Origin of the sequence: Streptomyces katrae (assembly GCF_000966975.1) — a bacterium.
In the GTDB taxonomy this organism is placed as follows: Bacteria; Actinomycetota; Actinomycetes; order Streptomycetales; family Streptomycetaceae; genus Streptomyces; species Streptomyces katrae.
Genome location: NZ_JZWV01000360.1, coordinates 1 through 16,287, shown reverse-complemented (window position 1 = coordinate 16,287; position 16,287 = coordinate 1). Strand labels below are relative to the sequence as shown.

Genomic DNA, 16,287 nt, shown 5'->3' with positions numbered 1-16,287 from the left:
ACGGAGGAAGGGCGGGGCGGGGAGAAGCACCGCGCAGCGGCACCCGAGAGGCCGGCCTAGGCCGGCGGGGCCGGGCGGCCCTTCGGGCGGCGCAGGCCCGCCTGCGTGAGGCGCCGCACCAGCTCCTTGCTGCCGATCTCCACCGCCCCCGCCCCCACCGCATCCGCGTACCGATGCGACGGCACGTCGTAGTGGTCCCGCTCGAAGGCCCGCGGCGGGCAGCCGATGCCCGCCGCGAAAGCGTGCAGCTCCTCGTACGAGACGTCGCTGACCATGTGCGACCACATCCGGCCGTGCCCCGGCCAGACCGGCGGGTCGATGTAAACGGTCACCGGCGCCTCACCGGCCGCCACCGCCCCCCGGGTGGAAGACGGGCCCGAGACCGCCCACCGCCGCCACCTTCACCCCGGCCTCCGAGCACACCCAGTGCGGGTCGCGGCCCAGCTCCGGCTCCACGTCCAGCGCGTGCGGCTCCCCGTGCTCGCACACCGGGCACAGCGGCCAGCGCCCGTACTTCTCCAGCAGGGCGTCCTTCACGTCCTGTGCGACGAGTCCTGCGAGGTAGTCGACCCCCTCCGGCCACTGCTCCACCCACCACCGGCGGTGCGTGACCGAGTCCTCGACGAGGGAGACGACATCGGCATCGGCGACCTCACCGGCGGCGAGATCGGCGAGAACCAGAGCACGGGCGACATGAAGCGCCTGTTCCAGTGGGGTCGCGTGGTCCATGGGCTCATTCTGACCCCTCGCCCCCGCAAAAGGGGAGGGCCCGCCTCCCCACCCGGCCCGGCGCACCGCCCCCCGGGCCTGCCGGTGCCACCATGGCTCCCACCGGAAAGCCCCCGGCCCGCAGAGCGCCCGCAGGAGCCCGCCATGACGCCCGAGACCGCGTACGCCGACCTCCGCGCCCAGCTCGACGCCCTCACCACCGAGGCCTTCCGCCCCGACCTGGCGGAGATCGACCGGCTCCCGACCCTGGAGATCGCCCGGCTGATGAACGCCGAGGACGCCACCGTCCCGGCCGCCGTCGCCGCGCAACTGGAGCCCATCGCCGCCGCCGTCGACGCCATCGCGGAACGGATGGCCCGCGGCGGCCGGCTCGTCTACGCGGGCGCCGGCACCGCCGGCCGGCTCGGTGTCCTCGACGCCAGCGAATGCCCGCCCACCTTCAACACCGACCCCGCCCAGGTCGTCGGCCTGATCGCGGGCGGCCCCGGCGCCATGGCCGCGGCCGTCGAGGGCGCCGAGGACTCACCGGAACTGGCCGCCGCCGACCTCACCGCCCTCGCCCTGACCGCCGCCGACACCGTCGTCGGCGTCTCCGCCTCCGGCCGCACCCCGTACGCGATCGGCGCCGTCACCTTCGCCCGCACCCGCGGCGCGCTCACCGTCGGACTGTCCTGCAACGCCGGATCCGCCCTCGCCGCGGCCGCCGAACACGGCATCGAGGTGGTCGTCGGCCCCGAGCTGCTCACCGGTTCCACCCGCCTCAAGGCCGGCACCGCGCAGAAGCTCGTACTGAACCTGATCTCGACGGTGACGATGATCCGCCTCGGCAAGACGTACGGGAACCTGATGGTCGACGTCCGCGCCACCAACGACAAGCTCCGCGCCCGCTCGCGCCGCATCGTCGCCCTCGCCACGGGCGCACCCGACGCGGAGATCGAAGCCGCGCTCACCGCCACCGGCGGCGAGGTCAAGAACGCGATCCTGGTCCTCCTCGCCGGGGTGGACGGCCCCACCGCCGCCGCCCTGCTCACCGCCGCGCACGGCCACCTCCGCGAGGCGCTCGCCGCCGCCCGCTGACCCCTCCGGTTCCCCCACAGCAAGGCGACCGCATGACCCCTGACAAGCACCGCGCCACCGCCGCCGCGATCCTCCCGCTGGTCGGCGGCCCGGACAACATCGGATCCGTCGCGCACTGCATGACCCGCCTGCGCCTCGGCCTGCACGACCGCTCCCTCGTCGACGAGGCCGCCCTGCGGGCCGTCCCCGGCGTCCTCGGCGTGGTGGAGGACGACGCCACCTGCCAGATCGTGCTGGGCCCGGGAGCCGTCGCCCGCGTCACCCCCGCCTTCGAGGCCCTGGTCACGGAGGGGCGTACGGCGCCGCCCACGGACCCCGCCCCGGCCGAGGGGCGCACGGCGGCGTCCGCCGAGCCGCCCGGCGTCACCGCCGACGAGCTCGCCGCCCGGGGCGCGGCCCTCAGGCAGGCCCGCAAGGCCCGCAACGCGACCCCGTTCAAGCTGTTCCTGCGCCGGATCGCCAACGTCTTCGTCCCCCTGATCCCCGCCCTCATCGGCTGCGGCATCATCGCGGGCCTGGGCGGGCTGCTCGCCAACCTCGGCTGGGTCCCCGCCCTGGTGCCCGCGCTGGCGGCGATCGGCTCCGGGTTCATGTCCCTGATCGCCGTGTTCGTCGGCCACAACACCGCCAAGGAGTTCGGCGGCACACCCGTCCTCGGCGGGGCCGTGGCCGCCGTCGTCGTCTTCCCCGGGGTCGCGAAGGTCGAGGCCTTCGGGCAGCACCTCTCCCCCGGCCAGGGCGGGGTCCTCGGCGCCCTCGCCGCCGCCCTCCTCGCGGTCCGCGTGGAGCGGTGGTGCCGCCGCCGGGTCCCGCAGGCCCTGGACGTGCTGCTCACCCCCACCCTCACCGTGCTCGTCCCCGGCCTGGTCACCCTCTACGGCCTGATGACCGTCGCGGGCGCCCTCTCCACCGGCATCGGCACCTTCGCCGACCGGCTCCTCGCCACCGGCGGTGCCGTCGCCGGGCTGGTCCTGGGCGGGCTGTTCCTCCCCCTGGTGATGCTGGGCCTGCACCAGGCCCTGATCCCCATCCACACCACCCTCATCCAGCAGTCCGGCTACACCGTCCTCCTCCCCATCCTCGCGATGGCGGGCGCGGGCCAGGTCGGCGCGGCCCTGGCCGTCTACTGCCGCCTCCCGCACAACCCGTCCCTGCGCGCGACGATCCGCTCCGCGCTCCCGGCCGGCCTCCTGGGCGTCGGGGAGCCGCTGATCTACGGGGTGTCGCTGCCGCTGGGCCGCCCGTTCGTCACCGCCTGCGTCGGCGGTGCGGCGGGCGGGGCCTTCGTCGGCCTGTTCAACCAGCTGGGCGTCGCCTTCGGCTCCACCGCCATCGGCCCTTCGGGCTGGGCCCTGTTCCCCCTGCTGAAGGGCACGTCGGGGATGGCCGCGACGGTCGCCGTCTACGCGGGCGGCCTGGCCGTCGGCTACCTGACGGGCTTCGCGGCCACGTACTTCTTCGGCTTCACGCGTCGGATGCTGACCGAACTGAACGCCGCCCCGGCCCCCGCGACCCCACCCACCACCCCGGACCAGCCGACGGAGGCACCGGCCCTGGCCTGACCGGGCCGCACATCGCCATCACACCTTCGGGCCAACGCGCCCGTGAACCCGCCGAGACGGTCGCGCATATGCCATAGACCTATGCGCATGTCCTCCTCCGGCCTTCTCCCGCTTCGACGGGGCCGGCGGTGGCATCGGAAGTAGCATGGGTGGCATGAGCGAGCCCACCCAGAAGTACTCCATCTCGATGCCCCGCGACGTCGCAGAGGCCGCTCGCGCCCGCAGCGGCCCCTCGGGCCTCTCCGCCTACGTCACCGCCGCCGTGGCCCGCCAGATCGAGCGGGACAACCTCAACGAGCTCATCGCCGTGGCCGAGGCCGAGCACGGCCCGATCACCGAAGAGGAGATCCAGGCCACCCGCGAGATCCTCCGGCGCGCCCGCGCAGAGCAGTCCGCCGAACCAGAGCAGCACAGGGGTGCCGCATGACTCCACGACCGGCAACTCCGGCCGGCACCCTCGTGCTCGACTGCGAAGGACTCGCCAAGGCCGTGCTGCGGGACCGCACCGTCACCCGCTGGCTGGCTCTCGCCAGCGCCGACGACATGCAGGTCATCACCAGCTCAGCCACACTCGTCGAAGTCGTTCACCCCGAGATCAACATGCCCGCCCTCAAGTGGACACTCTCGCGCGTGGTGGTCCAACCGGTCACGCAGGCGATCGCGCACCGAGCCGGCGACCTGCTCCGCGACGCAGGACTCCACGGGCACAAGTACGCGATCGACGCCATGCTCGCCGCCACCGCGCTCGCGGCGCCCGGCCCCGTCACCGTCCTCACCTCCGACCCCTCGGACCTGATCGCCCTCTGCGGCAAGCGCCTCACCGCGGTCAAGGTCTGACAGCGCGGCAGCCGCTCCGGCGGCTGCCGCTACCGCACCCGGTCACCGGGCACAGCCCCACCGGCAGCCCTGCACAGGAACCCCGCCAGGTCCTCCACCCCGTACCCCAGCCGCGGTCCCCGCTCGGCCGCCATCAGCAGCAGCTGACCGACGATCTCCGCACCCCACCCGTCCGGCCCGTCGGCGGCCCACTCCTGCACCTTCTCCACACCCAGGTCGAACATCAGCAGCCCGTACCCCTCCCGGACCTCCGCGCACGTCGCCGCCACCGCGTCCAGCAGCCGCGCCCCCGGCCGCTCGCAGCGCAGCCCGAAGCACCCGCCGACCTCCTCCGCCACGCACCCCTGCGGCGGCTCCGCCCTGAGCCGGTCGTAGCGCGGGTCCTCGTACGGCGGACACTCCCCGGCGGGCCGGTGCAGCAGCGTGAACCGGTGCCACCCCGGCGGCGGGGGCGGCTGCGGCCGCCAGCCCTCCACCCCGAACGCCTCCTGCACCTGCGCCGTCGCCTCGTCCGCCGACCCGGCCGTCCGCGACACCCGCCGCCGCCCGTCGTCCCCGACCGCCGTCCACGTCCCTCCGCCGTCGTCCCGCCCCACCCGTACGGACAGCCCCGCCCCCGTACGCCGCCACCCGCCGCCACCGAGAGCCGCCTCCAGCCCGCGCAGCCGCCACCCCAGCTCGAAGGCGAACTCCGCCGCCCCGACCGACTCGCTCACGCCCCGGCCCGCTCGTGCAGCACGGCGGCCAGCCGCAGGGCGGTGTCCAGGTTGCAGCGGCCGAGGTCCACGAGGGGCAGCCCGTAGGTACTGGCGGCGGAGACCCCGTCCACGTCGAGGGAGGGGAAGGTGACCCCGACCCCCTCCAGGGACTCCCTCAGCTGCCGCACGGCCTCCTCGGCCGCCCGCATCCGCTCCTGTGGCGTGAGCACCATGACATGTCACCTTTCTACTCTGAGTATTCAACTCCTCTACACAGAGTGGTGGCGGGCTCGATAGCCTTCAAGAGGTCAACCGCAGCAACCGCAGCTGTTGGAGCAGGAGTTGCCATGCCAGCAAAGCCCCTCGACCCCTCCTCACCCCGCGCCCTCCTGGGCGCCGAACTCCGCGTGGCGCGCGAACGCCGCGACATGAGCCAGGCCGCGCTGGGCGAGAAGCTCTTCGTGAGCGGCTCGTACATCGGCCAGATGGAGAACGGCACGCGCCGCATCACCCTCGAACTCGCCACGGCCATAGACCAGGTGCTGGGCACGGACGGGTTCTTCACCCGCAACTGCGGGAAGCAGGGGAAGTCCAAGTACCCCGAGCACTTCGTGGAAGCGGCTGAGGCGGAGGCCGAGGCACTGACCATCCGGGAGTACGCACCGCTGGTCATTCCGGGGCTGCTCCAGACGGAGGCGTACGCGCGGGAGATCTTCCACGCGTACCAACCGCTCGCACCTGGGTCCGTCATCGACGACCTGACCGAGGCTCGCCTGGACCGCGCCAAGCTCCTTGCTGATCCAACAACGCCCTTGTTCTGGTGCGTACTCGACGAGGCGGTAATCCAGCGCGTCGTTGGCAGCCGGGCCGTAATGGCCGAGGCCCTTCAGCACATCGTGGGCCTCATCCGGGCGCGCCGGATCATCGTGCAGGTGATCCCGTTCAGCGCGGGAGCCCACGCCTCCCTGGCTGGCCCTCTCAAGCTGATGTCCTTCGAGGACGCGCCTCCACTCGCCTATGTCACAGGCTTGGGAACCGGCCAGCTGTCGGATGATCCAGCCACAGTCACCCAACACACCCTGACCTACGATCTCCTCACGGCCAGTGCGCTGTCACCCAACGCCTCACTGGCCCTGATCGAGTCAGCGGCGAAGGAATAGGCACATGACCAGTAGGCCTGAGTACGACATGTCAGCGGCCACTTGGCACAAGTCCAGCTACAGCGGCGGCGACGGTGGCAACTGCCTGGAGATGGCCACCTGGCGCAAGTCCAGCTACAGCGCAGGCGATGGCGGTGACTGCGTAGAGGTCTGCGACGCCCACCCCGACCTCGTCCCCGTCCGGGACTCCAAGCAGCCCGAAGGCCCGCACGTGGTGTTCCGCGCGCGGGCCTGGGCCGAGTTCGTCCGTACGCTCTGAGCCGTTACTGAGCGCCGGTGAAGAGCAGCTTGTTCGGGCTGCCCTCACCGATGTTGGTGATGACGTCCTTGGTGGACGTGTGGTCCAGGAACTGCTTGAGCTCCGCCGGGTCCGCCTTCGGGTGGGCCGCCTTGTAGAGCGCGGCGACACCGGCGACGTGCGGCGAGGCCATGGACGTACCGTTCAGGGCCACGCTGCCGCCGCCGAGCTTCGCCGAGAGGATGTCCCGGCCGGGGGCGTAGAGGCTGAGGCACGAGCCGTAGTTGGAGAAGCTGGCCTCCTGGTCGAACCAGTCGGTCGCGCCGACCGTCACCACGCGCGCCGCGGAGGCCGGCGAGACGGTACAGGCGTCCTTCGCGGAGTTGCCCGCCGCGACGACCGGCAGGACGCCCGCGTCGGACAGGGCGGTGGCGGCATCGTTGACGGCCTGCGACCGGTCCCCGCCCAGGGAGGCGTTCAGTACGGCCGGCTGGGTGGCGTTCTTGGCCACCCAGTCCATGCCCGCGATGATGCCCGACCACGAGCCCTTCGCGTCGCAGCCCAGGACCCGGACGCTGACCAGGTTCGCCTTGCGCGCCACCCCGTACGTCGAGCCCGCCACCGTGCCCGCGACGTGCGTGCCGTGGCCGTTGCAGTCCTGGCCGCCCTGGCCGTCGCCCATCGCGTCGAAGCCGAAGGTGGCGCGGCCGCCGAACTCGGAGTGCGCGTAGTCGATGCCGGTGTCCAGGATGTACGCGGTCACCCCGGCGCCGTTGCCGTGGGTGATGAACTCGTCGTTGAGCGGCAGGCTCCGCTGGTCGATCCGGTCCAGCCCCCAGGAGGCGGCCGGGGCGCGCACGCCCGCCCGGGAGGACGGCGTCGGAACGGACTGGACCCGTGCGTCCTCCTCGACCGCCTTCACACCCAGGCTGTTGCGGACGATCGTCAGCTGGAGCGGGGTCAGCGGGACGGCGAAGCCGTTCATGGCGGAGGTGTAGACGAAGGCCGGCTTCAGGCCCAGCTTCTGGGCCGTCTTCGCCGCGTCCACCCCCTTCTGCAGGGTGACGATGTACTGGCCGGGCACGGCGTTCACGGCGGTGTGCAGGGGCGCCGGGGTGGGTTCGGGGCCTGCGGCGGAGGCCGTTCCGGCCGTGACGGGGGTGGCGGTGAGGAGGGCGGCGGCGGCCAGGCGGGCGAGCGTGCGCATGAGGGGGGACTCCCTGGGGGGCGGGAACGTCGGCATGGGCAGGCCGCCCCCGCGACGACGAGTTCCACAGCGGGGACGGCCTTCCTTCCCATCGGGTCACGGCCCGCGCGGGCTTTACCCCCGTGCCCCTGTCTGGCCGATCCGCGCCCGGGCCGCTGAGGAAAGGTTTCTCCCCCGGCGAGGGCGGCGGCCGGAGCCCGAGCCCCGGGCCCGGGCCGGTCCCGGCAAGTCCACCCGTACGGCCCGCCACCACACCGGGGAGCGCACGGCCGGGCCGCCCGCCGTGCCCCCGCCACACCCCTCGACGTCGTTGACCGGCCCCTTCCCACGTGGTGGCCTCACCGCATGCGCACCCGTGTGAGCCGAGTCCTGCCCCTGGCCGCCGCCGTCCTGGCGGCCGTCGCCGCCGTCCTGCCCCTGTCCACCGCCGCCGTGGGCGAGCCCGCGCCGCCCTCGTACATCGTCACCGTCCGGCCGGGCGTCGACCCGGCCGGTGTGGCGGCCCAGGTCGGCGGCGTCCACCCGGACCGCTACTTCCACCACACCCTGAACGGCTTCGCGGCCCGCCTCACCCCGCGACAGGTCGCGGACGTGGCCGCGCTGCCGGGGGTCCTGGCGGTGGAGACCGACGGCACGGCGGGACCGTTCTAGCCGGGGGGCTGCGCCGCTGCCCGGAGCCGTCCCCCCGCCCCGCCCTGCACCCGTTCGCGGGCTGGAATTCGCGCAGCGAAATTTCAGCCCCGCCGGCGATTGAGGCGCGGGGTCTGGGGCGGAGCCCCAGGGAGGGGTCCGGGGCACAGCCCCGGGGAACGGTGGAAGGGCGGGTAGGGGACCGCTCCGCGCAGCGGCACCCCACCCGCACGCCGGAACCACCCGCACCCGCGGCGAACCACCCCCGCCCGAGGGGCGAGACTGTTCCCCATGACCGACCGCACCGCCACCCCCACCCACACCGTCCTCCTCCGCGGAGGCGAGGTGCACAGCCCCGCCGATCCCTTCGCGACGGCGATGGTCGTCGAGCGCGGCCACATCGCCTGGGTCGGCTCCGAAGGCGCCGCCGACGCCTTCGCGCCGGGCGTGGACGAGGTCGTCGACCTCGGCGGGGCACTCGTCACCCCCGCCTTCACCGACGCGCACGTCCACGCCACCTCCACCGGCCTCGCCCTCACCGGCCTCGACCTCAGCGCCGCCCGCTCCCTCGCCGAGGCCCTGGACCTCGTCCGGGCGTACGCCGCGCGCCGCCCCGCCGACCGGGTGCTCCTCGGCCACGGCTGGGACGCCGCCCGCTGGCCCGAACGCCGCGCCCCGCGCCGTTCCGAGCTCGACGAGGCGGCCGGCGGCCGCCCGCTCTACCTGAGCCGCGTCGACGTCCACTCGGCGGTCGTCACCACCGCCCTCCTGGACCTGGTCCCGCACGTCCACCCGCACGGCGGCGACGAGCCCCTCACCAAGGACGACCACCACGCCGTCCGCCGCGCCGCCCTGGACGCCCTCACCCCGTCCCAGAGCGCCGAGGCCCAGCGGGCCGCCCTCGACCGGGCCGCCTCCCTCGGCATCGGCTCCGTGCACGAGTGCGGCGGCCCCGAGATCTCCTCCCCGGAGGACTTCGCCGGCCTGCTGGCCCTGGCCGCCGTCCACGGCTACTGGGCCGACCGCGACCTCGTCCTGGCCCGCGAACTCGGCGCGGTCGGCGCCGCCGGCGACCTCTTCGTGGACGGCGCCCTCGGCTCGCACACCGCCTGCCTGCACGCCCCGTACGCCGACGCCGCGCACACCGGCACCGGCTACCTGGACGCCGCCGACGTCGCCGCGCACGTGGCCGCCTGCACCGAGGAGGGCCTCCAGGCCGGGTTCCACGCCATCGGCGACGCCGCCGTCACCGCCGTGGTCGAGGGTGTCCGCGCGGCCGCCGAGAAGGTGGGCCTGGACCGCGTCCGCGCCGCCCGGCACCGCGTCGAGCACGCCGAGATGATGACCCCGCAGACCATCGCCGCCTTCGCGGAGCTGGGCCTGACCGCCTCCGTGCAGCCGGCCTTCGACGCCGCCTGGGGCGGCGAGGACGGCATGTACGCCGACCGGCTGGGCGCCGAGCGCGCCCGCACCCTCAACCCGTACGCGGCGATGCTGAAGGCCGGCGTCCCGCTGGCCTTCGGCTCCGACGCGCCGGTGACCCCCCTGGACCCCTGGGGCACCGTCCGCGCCGCCGCCTTCCACCGCACCCCCGAGCACCGGATCTCCGTCCGGGCCGCCTTCGCCGCCCACACCCGGGGCGGCTGGCGGGCGCTCGGCCGTGACGACGCGGGCATCCTGGTGCCCGGCGCGCCCGCCGACTACGCCGTCTGGCAGACCGGCGAGCTGGTGGTCCAGGCGCCCGACGACCGGGTGGCCCGCTGGTCCACCGACCCGCGCTCCGGCACGCCCGGTCTGCCGGACCTCAGCCCGGGCGGGGAGCTGCCCGTGTGCCTGAAGACGGTCGTGGGCGGCCGGGAGGTATTCGTACGGCCACAGGGGTGATCCACCCGGTATCGGCTCGGTCCCGGCGCCCGGGCCCGGATAGGTTCGCCCGGGTCCACCGGCAGGATGCCGGACCGGAGGGAGCCGTCCGCTCGGCGCACCCGAGCCTCGGGAGCGAGGGAAGGTTTCACCGGGGCGGTGGTGGTACCGGATCGGGCCCGGCGGTCCCGTAGACAACGGTCAGGGAGGCCCGCAGCCAGCGGGTCCCGGTCCGGCCCGAAGGACCGCCGGGCCCCGATCGCTGTTCTAAAATCATCCTGCTGTGACGGGCCGGACGAGGAAGGCCCGCACGGGGACGACTCCACGAAAGACACGCAAGGGGAACCGGTGAGCAACGGCGGACAGCGGACGTTCGGGCCGCTCGGCACCACGCTGGTGATCATTCCGACCTACAACGAGGCGGAGAACATCGGCCGGATCGTGGGCCGGGTCCGTGCGGCGGTCCCCGAGGCGCACGTACTGGTCGCGGACGACAACAGCCCCGACGGCACCGGCAAGCTCGCCGACGAGCTGGCCGCCGAGGACGACCACGTCCACGTCATGCACCGCAAGGGCAAGGAAGGCCTCGGCGCCGCCTACCTGGCGGGCTTCGCCTGGGGCCTGGAGCACGGCTACGGGGTCCTGGTCGAGATGGACGCCGACGGCTCGCACCAGCCGGAGGAGCTGCCCCGCCTGCTCACCGCGCTGGCCGGCGCGGACCTGGTCCTCGGCTCCCGCTGGGTGCCGGGCGGCCGGGTCGTCAACTGGCCCAAGAGCCGCGAGTTCCTCTCCCGCGGCGGCTCCACCTACTCCCGCCTGATGCTGGACGTCCCGATCCGGGACGTCACCGGCGGCTACCGGGCCTTCCGCCGCGAGACCCTGGAGGGGCTCGGCCTGGACGAGGTCGCCTCGGCCGGCTACTGCTTCCAGGTCGACCTGGCCCGCCGGGCCGTCCGCAAGGGCTTCCGCGTGGTGGAGGTGCCCATCACCTTCGTGGAGCGTGAGCTCGGCGACAGCAAGATGAGCAAGGACATCGTGGTCGAGGCCCTCTGGCGGGTCACCCAGTGGGGCCTGGGGGAGCGCCTGGCGAAGCTCACCGGGGGCACCACCCGGCGGTAGCCGGGGAAGGGAGCGCCCCTCCTGACGATCCCCTAGGGGGTGTCCGGTACCTCCGGCTGAGGTCGCTTTTACGCCGCCCCGGGCACACTGGATGGTATGAGTAGCGGCACATCGACGGCCAAATCCCCCCGGCAGCGTTCGCGCGCCCGTACGTTCCTCCCGCTGGCGGTCGCCGGCTGGCTGATCCTGGAGATCTGGCTGCTCGGCCTGGTCGCCGGCGCGGCCGGCGGGCTCACCGTGGCCGCGCTGCTCGCGGGCGGGCTGGTGCTGGGCGTGGTGGTCATCAAGCGCGCCGGGCGGCGGGCCTTCAAGAACCTCACGCGGACCTTCCAGCAGGCACAGGAACAGGCGATGGCCGGCGGGGTGCCCACCGCCCCGCAGCCCGCCAAGGGCTCCGGCAACGGCATGACCATGCTCGCCGGGCTGCTGCTGATCCTGCCCGGACTCCTCTCCGACCTGGCCGGCCTGCTCCTGCTGCTGCCGCCGGTCCGGGACTTCGCCGCCCGCCGCGCCGGGAGCACGCTGGAGCGGAAGATGGCCTCCGGCACCCCGGGCGGCTTCGGCGACGCCTACACGCAGGCCCGTATCCACTTCCCCGACGGCAAGGTGGTCCAGGGCGAGGTGATCCGCGAGGACGGGTCCCCGGCCGGACACCCCGGCCCCGACACCGGCTACCGCCCGCCGCTGGCGCGGTAACCGTCACCACGAGCAAGCCGAGGGGCCCCGCCACATCAGTGGCGGGGCCCCTCGGCTTCGTGCTCAGCGCCCGCGGGTCAGGCGGACTTGCGGCTGTCCCGCGGATGCACGGCGATGTTCATGGCGCCGGAACGAAGGACGGCCAGCCGTTCGGCCAGCACCTCCTCCAGCTCCTCGCGGGTGCGTCGCTCCATGAGCATGTCCCAGTGCGTTCGCGCAGGCTTGCCCTTCTTCTCTTCGGGCCCGTCCCCGTCCACCAGGAGTGCCATGGCGCCGCACGCCTTGCACTCCCACTCCGGCGGAATCTCTGCCTCAACCGAGAACGGCATCTCAAATCGATGTCCGTTCTGGCATGCGTACTCCACCGCCTGGCGCGGGGCCAGATCGATGCCGCGGTCCGTCTCGTAGCTGGTAACCACGAGCCGCGTACCGCGGAGAGCTCGCTCACTCATGAATCGTGCCTCCCGGGCTTGTCGCCCACAGGACAGGTGTCGCTGTCGTCGTCATCCGGTCAACGTCCGGTCGGCGGTATAGATTCCCGCTCCGGGTCAATGCGTCGCCCGTCGTGCCGCCCCTTGTTGTACCCACCAGTGCCCGTTTTGTCACATCTGGCAGCAGATGTCACCCAACGTCTCTACTTCGTGAACGCGCAGTAACGGTCCGCCTGGCAGGCCAAAGGCGTACACTACCGGCCGATTGCCATAACGTCGAAATCCGTTCGGAACTCGTTCACGAGTCCGGACGGATCCCGGCTCAGACGCGCACCGGAACAGGATTGCCTGCCGCCTCCACCGCGCGCCGCACCGGCACTCGCGCCAGCAGGGCGAAACCCAGTGCGAAGAAGACCACCAGCGAGATGATCGCGTCCCGGTAGCTGCCCGTGACCTGGTAGGTGAGCCCGAACACCAGCGGCCCCACCCAGCTCAGCCCGCGGTCGCTCATCTCGTACGCCGAGAAGTACTCGGCCTCCTTCCCCGCCGGGACCAGGTGCGAGAACAGCGAGCGCGACAGGGCCTGGCTGCCGCCGAGCACCAGACCGATCATCGCGGCCAGCGCGAAGAACCACACCGGGGTCCTCGCCGGGAGGAAGTACCCGGCCCCCAGCGTCAGGCCCCACGCGGCCAGCGAGCCGAGGATCGTCCGCTTCGCCCCGTACGCGACCGCCAGCCGGCCCATCGCCAGCGCCCCGACCACTGCCAGGACCTGGACCAGCAGCACGGCCACGATCAGCGTGGACTGCTCCAGCTGCAGTTCCTCCGAGCCGTACACCGAAGCCTGCGAGATCACGGTCTGGACGCCGTCGTTGTAGACCAGGTACGCCAGCAGGAACGACAGGGTCAGCGGATAGCGCCGCATGTCCTTGAGCGTGGCCACCAGCTGCCGCCAGCCGCTCACGGCCGGAGCCGCACCCGCCTCCCGGACCACCGCCCGGTCCCGCAGCCGGCGTAGCGGGATGATCGCGAAGGCCCCCCACCACAGCCCCGCCGAGGCCAGGCAGATCCGCACCGCCACGCCCTCGGAGAGCCCGAAGGAGTCGTGTCCCTGGAAGAGCACCAGGTTCAGCACGAGCACGAACGCGCCCGAGGTGTACCCGAAGGCCCAGCCCCGCGAGGAGACCGTGTCCCGCTCGTCCGGGGTCGAGATCTGCGGCAGGAAGGCGTTGTAGAGCACCATCGAGACCGCCAGCGAGGCGTTCGCGACGACCAGCAGGAACCCGCCCAGAAGATAGCGGTGCCCGTCCAGGAAGAACATTCCGGTCGTCGCCGCCGCCCCGGTGTACGCGGCCGCCGCCAGCAGCGGCTTCTTGCGGCCCGTCCGGTCCGCCGCCGCGCCGGCCAGCGGCATGACCAGCACGGCCAGGATCACCGACAGCGACACCGTGTACGCGAAGAACGACCCGGCCCGCACCGGTATGCCCAGCGGGTGGACGTAGCCCTCGGCATCGGCCGCGGCCTTGGCCACCGCCGTCAGGTACGGCCCGAGGAACACCGTGAGCACGCTCGTCGAGTACACCGAGCACGCGAAGTCGTAGAAGTACCAGCCGTGCTGTTCGCGCCGGCGCGCGGCGGCCCCGCCGTCATCGGCTCCGGCGCCATCGGCTCCGCCGCCCCCCGCGCCGGATTCCGCTTCGTTTTCCGTACGCTCGGTCATGAGCGCCCCCTTGCCGTTCCCCGTAGGACGCCGGCCGCCGCACCGGACGCGGCGGCCCTCAGGGCCTTCAGGCCCAGGCCCCGCGCCGGTCCAGCACCGTGCGCAAAGTGTCGATCCGGTCGGTCATGATGCCATCGACACCCAGGTCGAGTAGAGCTTCCATGCGTTCCGCTTCGTTAACGGTCCAGACGTGCACCTGGAGTCCGCGCTCGTGCGCGGTCCGTACGAAGCGCCGATCGACCACCCGGACGCCCCCCTGGCTCTCCGGCACCTGGGCCGCCACCGCGCCCGCCCGCAGCGCGGCCGGGATCGCCCACGAGCGCAGCCGCAGCGCCAGCACGCCCCGCACCCCGTACGAGGTCGCCAGCCGCGGCCCGGCGATCTTCTGCGCCCGGGCCACCCGGCTCTCCGAGAAGGAGCCCACGCACACCCGGTCCCAGACCCCGGCCCGCGCGATCAGGTTCACCAGCGGGTGCAGGGCCGACTCGTCCTTCACGTCCACGTTCCAGCGGGCGTCCGGGAATTCCTCCAGCAGCTCCTCGAACAGCGCCAGCGGCTCGCTCCCCGCGACCCGCGCCTCGCGCACCCGGCTCCACGACAGCTCCCGGATCCGGCCCGTCGCGTCGGTGACCCGGTCCAGGGTGGCGTCGTGGAAGGCCACCAGCTTCCCGTCGGCCGTCGCGTGCACATCGGTCTCGAAGTACCGGTAGCCCGCGCCGGCCGCCCGGCGGAAGGCGGCGGCCGTGTTCTCCAGCCCGTCCGCGGCTCCGCCCCGGTGGGCGAAGGGGATCGGGGCCGGGTGGTCCAGATAGGGATGGGGGCGGCGTACGTCAGTCACGGGCGCAGTATGCACGCTCGGCCCGACGCCCGGCCCCCACCTGGTCCGAGTGGACCGCACCATGACACCCTGGGGGCCGCGGAACCAATCCAATCCCGGCCCCGGCCCCCGCCGGCCGAGGCCAATCCGACGAAGGTGGACCGGACGCCATGGCTCAGTGGACCTCAGCGGTCGGCACCGCGCAGCTCGCCCGGCTGATCACCTCCCAGCAGGAGCGCCCCCCGGCGCCCGGCGCCCGCAAGGCACCCGCCTACCGCACCCTCGCCGACGGCATCCGCCTGCTCGTCCTGGAGGGCCGCGTCCCCGTCGCGGCCCGGCTGCCGGCCGAGCGCGAGCTCGCCGTCGCCCTCTCCCTCAGCCGCACCACCGTCGCGGCCGCCTACGAGGCCCTGCGCACCGAGGGCTTCCTCGAATCCCGCCGGGGCGCCGGCAGCTGGACCTCCGTACCGGCCGGGAACCCGCTCCCGGCCCGGGGCCTGGAACCGCTGCCGCCCGAGTCCCTCGGCTCCATGATCGACCTGGGCTGCGCCGCCCTCCCGGCCCCCGAACCCTGGCTCACCAAGGCCGTCCAGGGCGCCCTGGAGGAACTCCCGCCGTACGCCCACACCCACGGCGACTACCCGGCCGGCCTGCCCGCACTGCGCCGGATGCTCGCCGACCGCTACACCGAGCGCGGCATCCCGACCATGCCCGAGCAGATCATGGTCACCACCGGCGCCATGGGCGCCATCGACGCCATCTGCAGCCTCTTCGCCGGCCGCGGCGAGCGGATCGCCGTCGAATCCCCCTCCTACGCCAACATCCTCCAGCTGATGCGCGCCGCCGGAGCCCGCCTCGTCCCCGTCGCCATGGGCGCCGGGCTCAGCGGCTGGGACATGGACGTCTGGCGGCAGGTGCTGCGCGACTCCGCCCCGCGCCTGGCCTACGTCGTCGCCGACTTCCACAACCCGACCGGAGCCCTGGCCTCGGAGGAGCAGCGCCGGGCCATGGTCGAGGCCGCCCGCTCCGCCGGCACCGTCCTGATCGCCGACGAGACCATGGCCGAGCTCCAGCTGGACCCGGAGCCGGCCATGCCGCGCCCCGTCTGCTCCTTCGACCCGGCCGGCTCCACGGTGATCACCGTCGGCTCCGCCAGCAAGGCCTTCTGGGCGGGCATGCGGATCGGCTGGGTCCGGGCGGCCCCCGACGTCATCCGCAGCCTGGTCGCGGCCCGCGCCTACGCCGACCTCGGCACCCCGGTGCTGGAGCAGCTCGCGGTGAACTGGCTGATGCGGACCGGGGGCTGGGCGGAAGCCGTCGGGATGCGCCGCGCCCAGGCCCGGGAGAACCGGGACGCGCTGGTCGCGGCGGTGCGCCGGGAGCTGCCGGACTGGGAGTTCGACGTCCCGGGCGGCGGGCTCACCCTGTGGGCGCGGGCCGGCGGGTTGTCCGGCTCGCGGCTCGCGGAGGTGGGCGAGCGGGTCGGCGTCCGCGTCCCCTCGG

Annotated in this window: 19 protein-coding genes; 11 read left to right on the top strand and 8 right to left on the bottom strand. The window is 73.6% G+C overall.

The genetic code is table 11. The features are described from left to right. Window positions 1-56 precede the first annotated feature (56 nt). Together VR44_RS14050 and VR44_RS14045 are read right to left on the bottom strand one after the other, a co-directional pair. A complete protein-coding gene (locus VR44_RS14050; RefSeq protein ID WP_045947816.1) occupies window positions 57-332 on the bottom strand; it encodes a DUF4031 domain-containing protein in 276 nt (91 codons plus the stop codon). Between the two features lie 7 nt (window positions 333-339). Further along, window positions 340-729, bottom strand: a complete 390-nt coding sequence (locus VR44_RS14045) for a hypothetical protein (RefSeq protein WP_045947813.1) — start codon at window positions 727-729, stop codon at window positions 340-342. A 144-nt stretch (window positions 730-873) separates the two neighbouring features. Here VR44_RS14045 and murQ point away from each other — a divergent pair, with 144 nt between their 5' ends. From murQ to VR44_RS14025, 4 genes are all read left to right on the top strand, one after another. Further along, on the top strand, window positions 874-1,806 hold the full coding sequence (gene murQ / locus VR44_RS14040; protein WP_045947812.1) for an N-acetylmuramic acid 6-phosphate etherase: 933 nt from the start codon (window positions 874-876) through the stop codon (window positions 1,804-1,806). Window positions 1,807-1,838: 32 nt separating this feature from the next. After that, window positions 1,839-3,368, top strand: coding sequence for a PTS transporter subunit EIIC (locus VR44_RS14035; protein WP_045947811.1), 1,530 nt, complete (start codon window positions 1,839-1,841; stop codon window positions 3,366-3,368). A gap of 154 nt (window positions 3,369-3,522) precedes the next feature. Beyond that, window positions 3,523-3,795, top strand: coding sequence for a hypothetical protein (locus VR44_RS14030; RefSeq protein ID WP_045947815.1), 273 nt, complete (start codon window positions 3,523-3,525; stop codon window positions 3,793-3,795). Continuing rightward, entirely contained in the window at window positions 3,792-4,205 is a 414-nt protein-coding gene (locus VR44_RS14025) for a hypothetical protein (RefSeq protein ID WP_045947810.1), read from the top strand. Before VR44_RS14030 ends, VR44_RS14025 begins: the two co-directional genes overlap by 4 nt. A gap of 29 nt (window positions 4,206-4,234) precedes the next feature. On the opposite strand, the gene VR44_RS14020 is transcribed toward VR44_RS14025, so the two are convergent. After that, window positions 4,235-4,921 (bottom strand): hypothetical protein, encoded by a 687-nt coding sequence (locus tag VR44_RS14020; protein WP_245691793.1) that lies wholly within the window; start codon window positions 4,919-4,921, stop codon window positions 4,235-4,237. Further along, window positions 4,918-5,136 (bottom strand): hypothetical protein, encoded by a 219-nt coding sequence (locus tag VR44_RS14015; RefSeq protein ID WP_045947809.1) that lies wholly within the window; start codon window positions 5,134-5,136, stop codon window positions 4,918-4,920. Before VR44_RS14015 ends, VR44_RS14020 begins: the two co-directional genes overlap by 4 nt. A 114-nt stretch (window positions 5,137-5,250) precedes the next feature. Here VR44_RS14015 and VR44_RS14010 point away from each other — a divergent pair, with 114 nt between their 5' ends. Both VR44_RS14010 and VR44_RS14005 read left to right on the top strand, forming a co-directional pair. Further along, window positions 5,251-6,063 carry a helix-turn-helix domain-containing protein gene (locus VR44_RS14010; RefSeq protein WP_045947808.1) on the top strand — a complete coding sequence of 271 codons (813 nt, stop codon included), beginning with the start codon at window positions 5,251-5,253 and terminating at the stop codon, window positions 6,061-6,063. A 4-nt stretch (window positions 6,064-6,067) separates the two neighbouring features. Beyond that, window positions 6,068-6,322, top strand: a complete 255-nt coding sequence (locus VR44_RS14005; RefSeq protein WP_045947807.1) for a DUF397 domain-containing protein — start codon at window positions 6,068-6,070, stop codon at window positions 6,320-6,322. Window positions 6,323-6,326: 4 nt separating this feature from the next. On the opposite strand, the gene VR44_RS14000 is transcribed toward VR44_RS14005, so the two are convergent. After that, window positions 6,327-7,508 (bottom strand): S8 family peptidase, encoded by a 1,182-nt coding sequence (locus tag VR44_RS14000; protein WP_045947806.1) that lies wholly within the window; start codon window positions 7,506-7,508, stop codon window positions 6,327-6,329. 345 nt (window positions 7,509-7,853) lie between these two features. Between VR44_RS14000 and VR44_RS13995 the strand changes: the two genes are divergently transcribed. The 4 genes from VR44_RS13995 to fxsA all read left to right on the top strand — a co-directional run bounded on the left by VR44_RS13995 (window position 7,854) and on the right by fxsA (window position 11,816). Further along, complete coding sequence (locus VR44_RS13995; RefSeq protein WP_045947805.1) at window positions 7,854-8,159, top strand: protease inhibitor I9 family protein; 306 nt, start codon at window positions 7,854-7,856, stop codon at window positions 8,157-8,159. 270 nt (window positions 8,160-8,429) lie between these two features. Continuing rightward, window positions 8,430-10,022, top strand: coding sequence for an amidohydrolase (locus tag VR44_RS13990; RefSeq protein ID WP_045947804.1), 1,593 nt, complete (start codon window positions 8,430-8,432; stop codon window positions 10,020-10,022). A gap of 327 nt (window positions 10,023-10,349) precedes the next feature. Continuing rightward, window positions 10,350-11,120: a polyprenol monophosphomannose synthase gene (locus VR44_RS13985; RefSeq protein ID WP_045947803.1), complete on the top strand. Its 771-nt coding sequence runs from the start codon at window positions 10,350-10,352 to the stop codon at window positions 11,118-11,120. A gap of 96 nt (window positions 11,121-11,216) precedes the next feature. Beyond that, window positions 11,217-11,816, top strand: a complete 600-nt coding sequence (gene fxsA, locus VR44_RS13980) for an FxsA family membrane protein (RefSeq protein ID WP_045947802.1) — start codon at window positions 11,217-11,219, stop codon at window positions 11,814-11,816. 77 nt (window positions 11,817-11,893) lie between these two features. Here fxsA and VR44_RS13975 read toward each other — a convergent pair whose 3' ends face one another. The 3 genes from VR44_RS13975 to VR44_RS13965 all read right to left on the bottom strand — a co-directional run bounded on the left by VR44_RS13975 (window position 11,894) and on the right by VR44_RS13965 (window position 14,805). Then, window positions 11,894-12,268: an RNA polymerase-binding protein RbpA gene (locus VR44_RS13975; protein WP_007262928.1), complete on the bottom strand. Its 375-nt coding sequence runs from the start codon at window positions 12,266-12,268 to the stop codon at window positions 11,894-11,896. A gap of 301 nt (window positions 12,269-12,569) precedes the next feature. Next, a complete protein-coding gene (locus VR44_RS13970) occupies window positions 12,570-13,967 on the bottom strand; it encodes an MFS transporter (protein ID WP_045947801.1) in 1,398 nt (465 codons plus the stop codon). A gap of 67 nt (window positions 13,968-14,034) precedes the next feature. Beyond that, complete coding sequence (locus tag VR44_RS13965; protein ID WP_045947800.1) at window positions 14,035-14,805, bottom strand: glycerophosphodiester phosphodiesterase family protein; 771 nt, start codon at window positions 14,803-14,805, stop codon at window positions 14,035-14,037. Between the two features lie 149 nt (window positions 14,806-14,954). Between VR44_RS13965 and yczR the strand changes: the two genes are divergently transcribed. Beyond that, the coding region (gene yczR / locus VR44_RS13960) for a MocR-like transcription factor YczR (protein WP_045947799.1) at window positions 14,955-16,287 on the top strand (1,333 nt) is incomplete at its 3' end.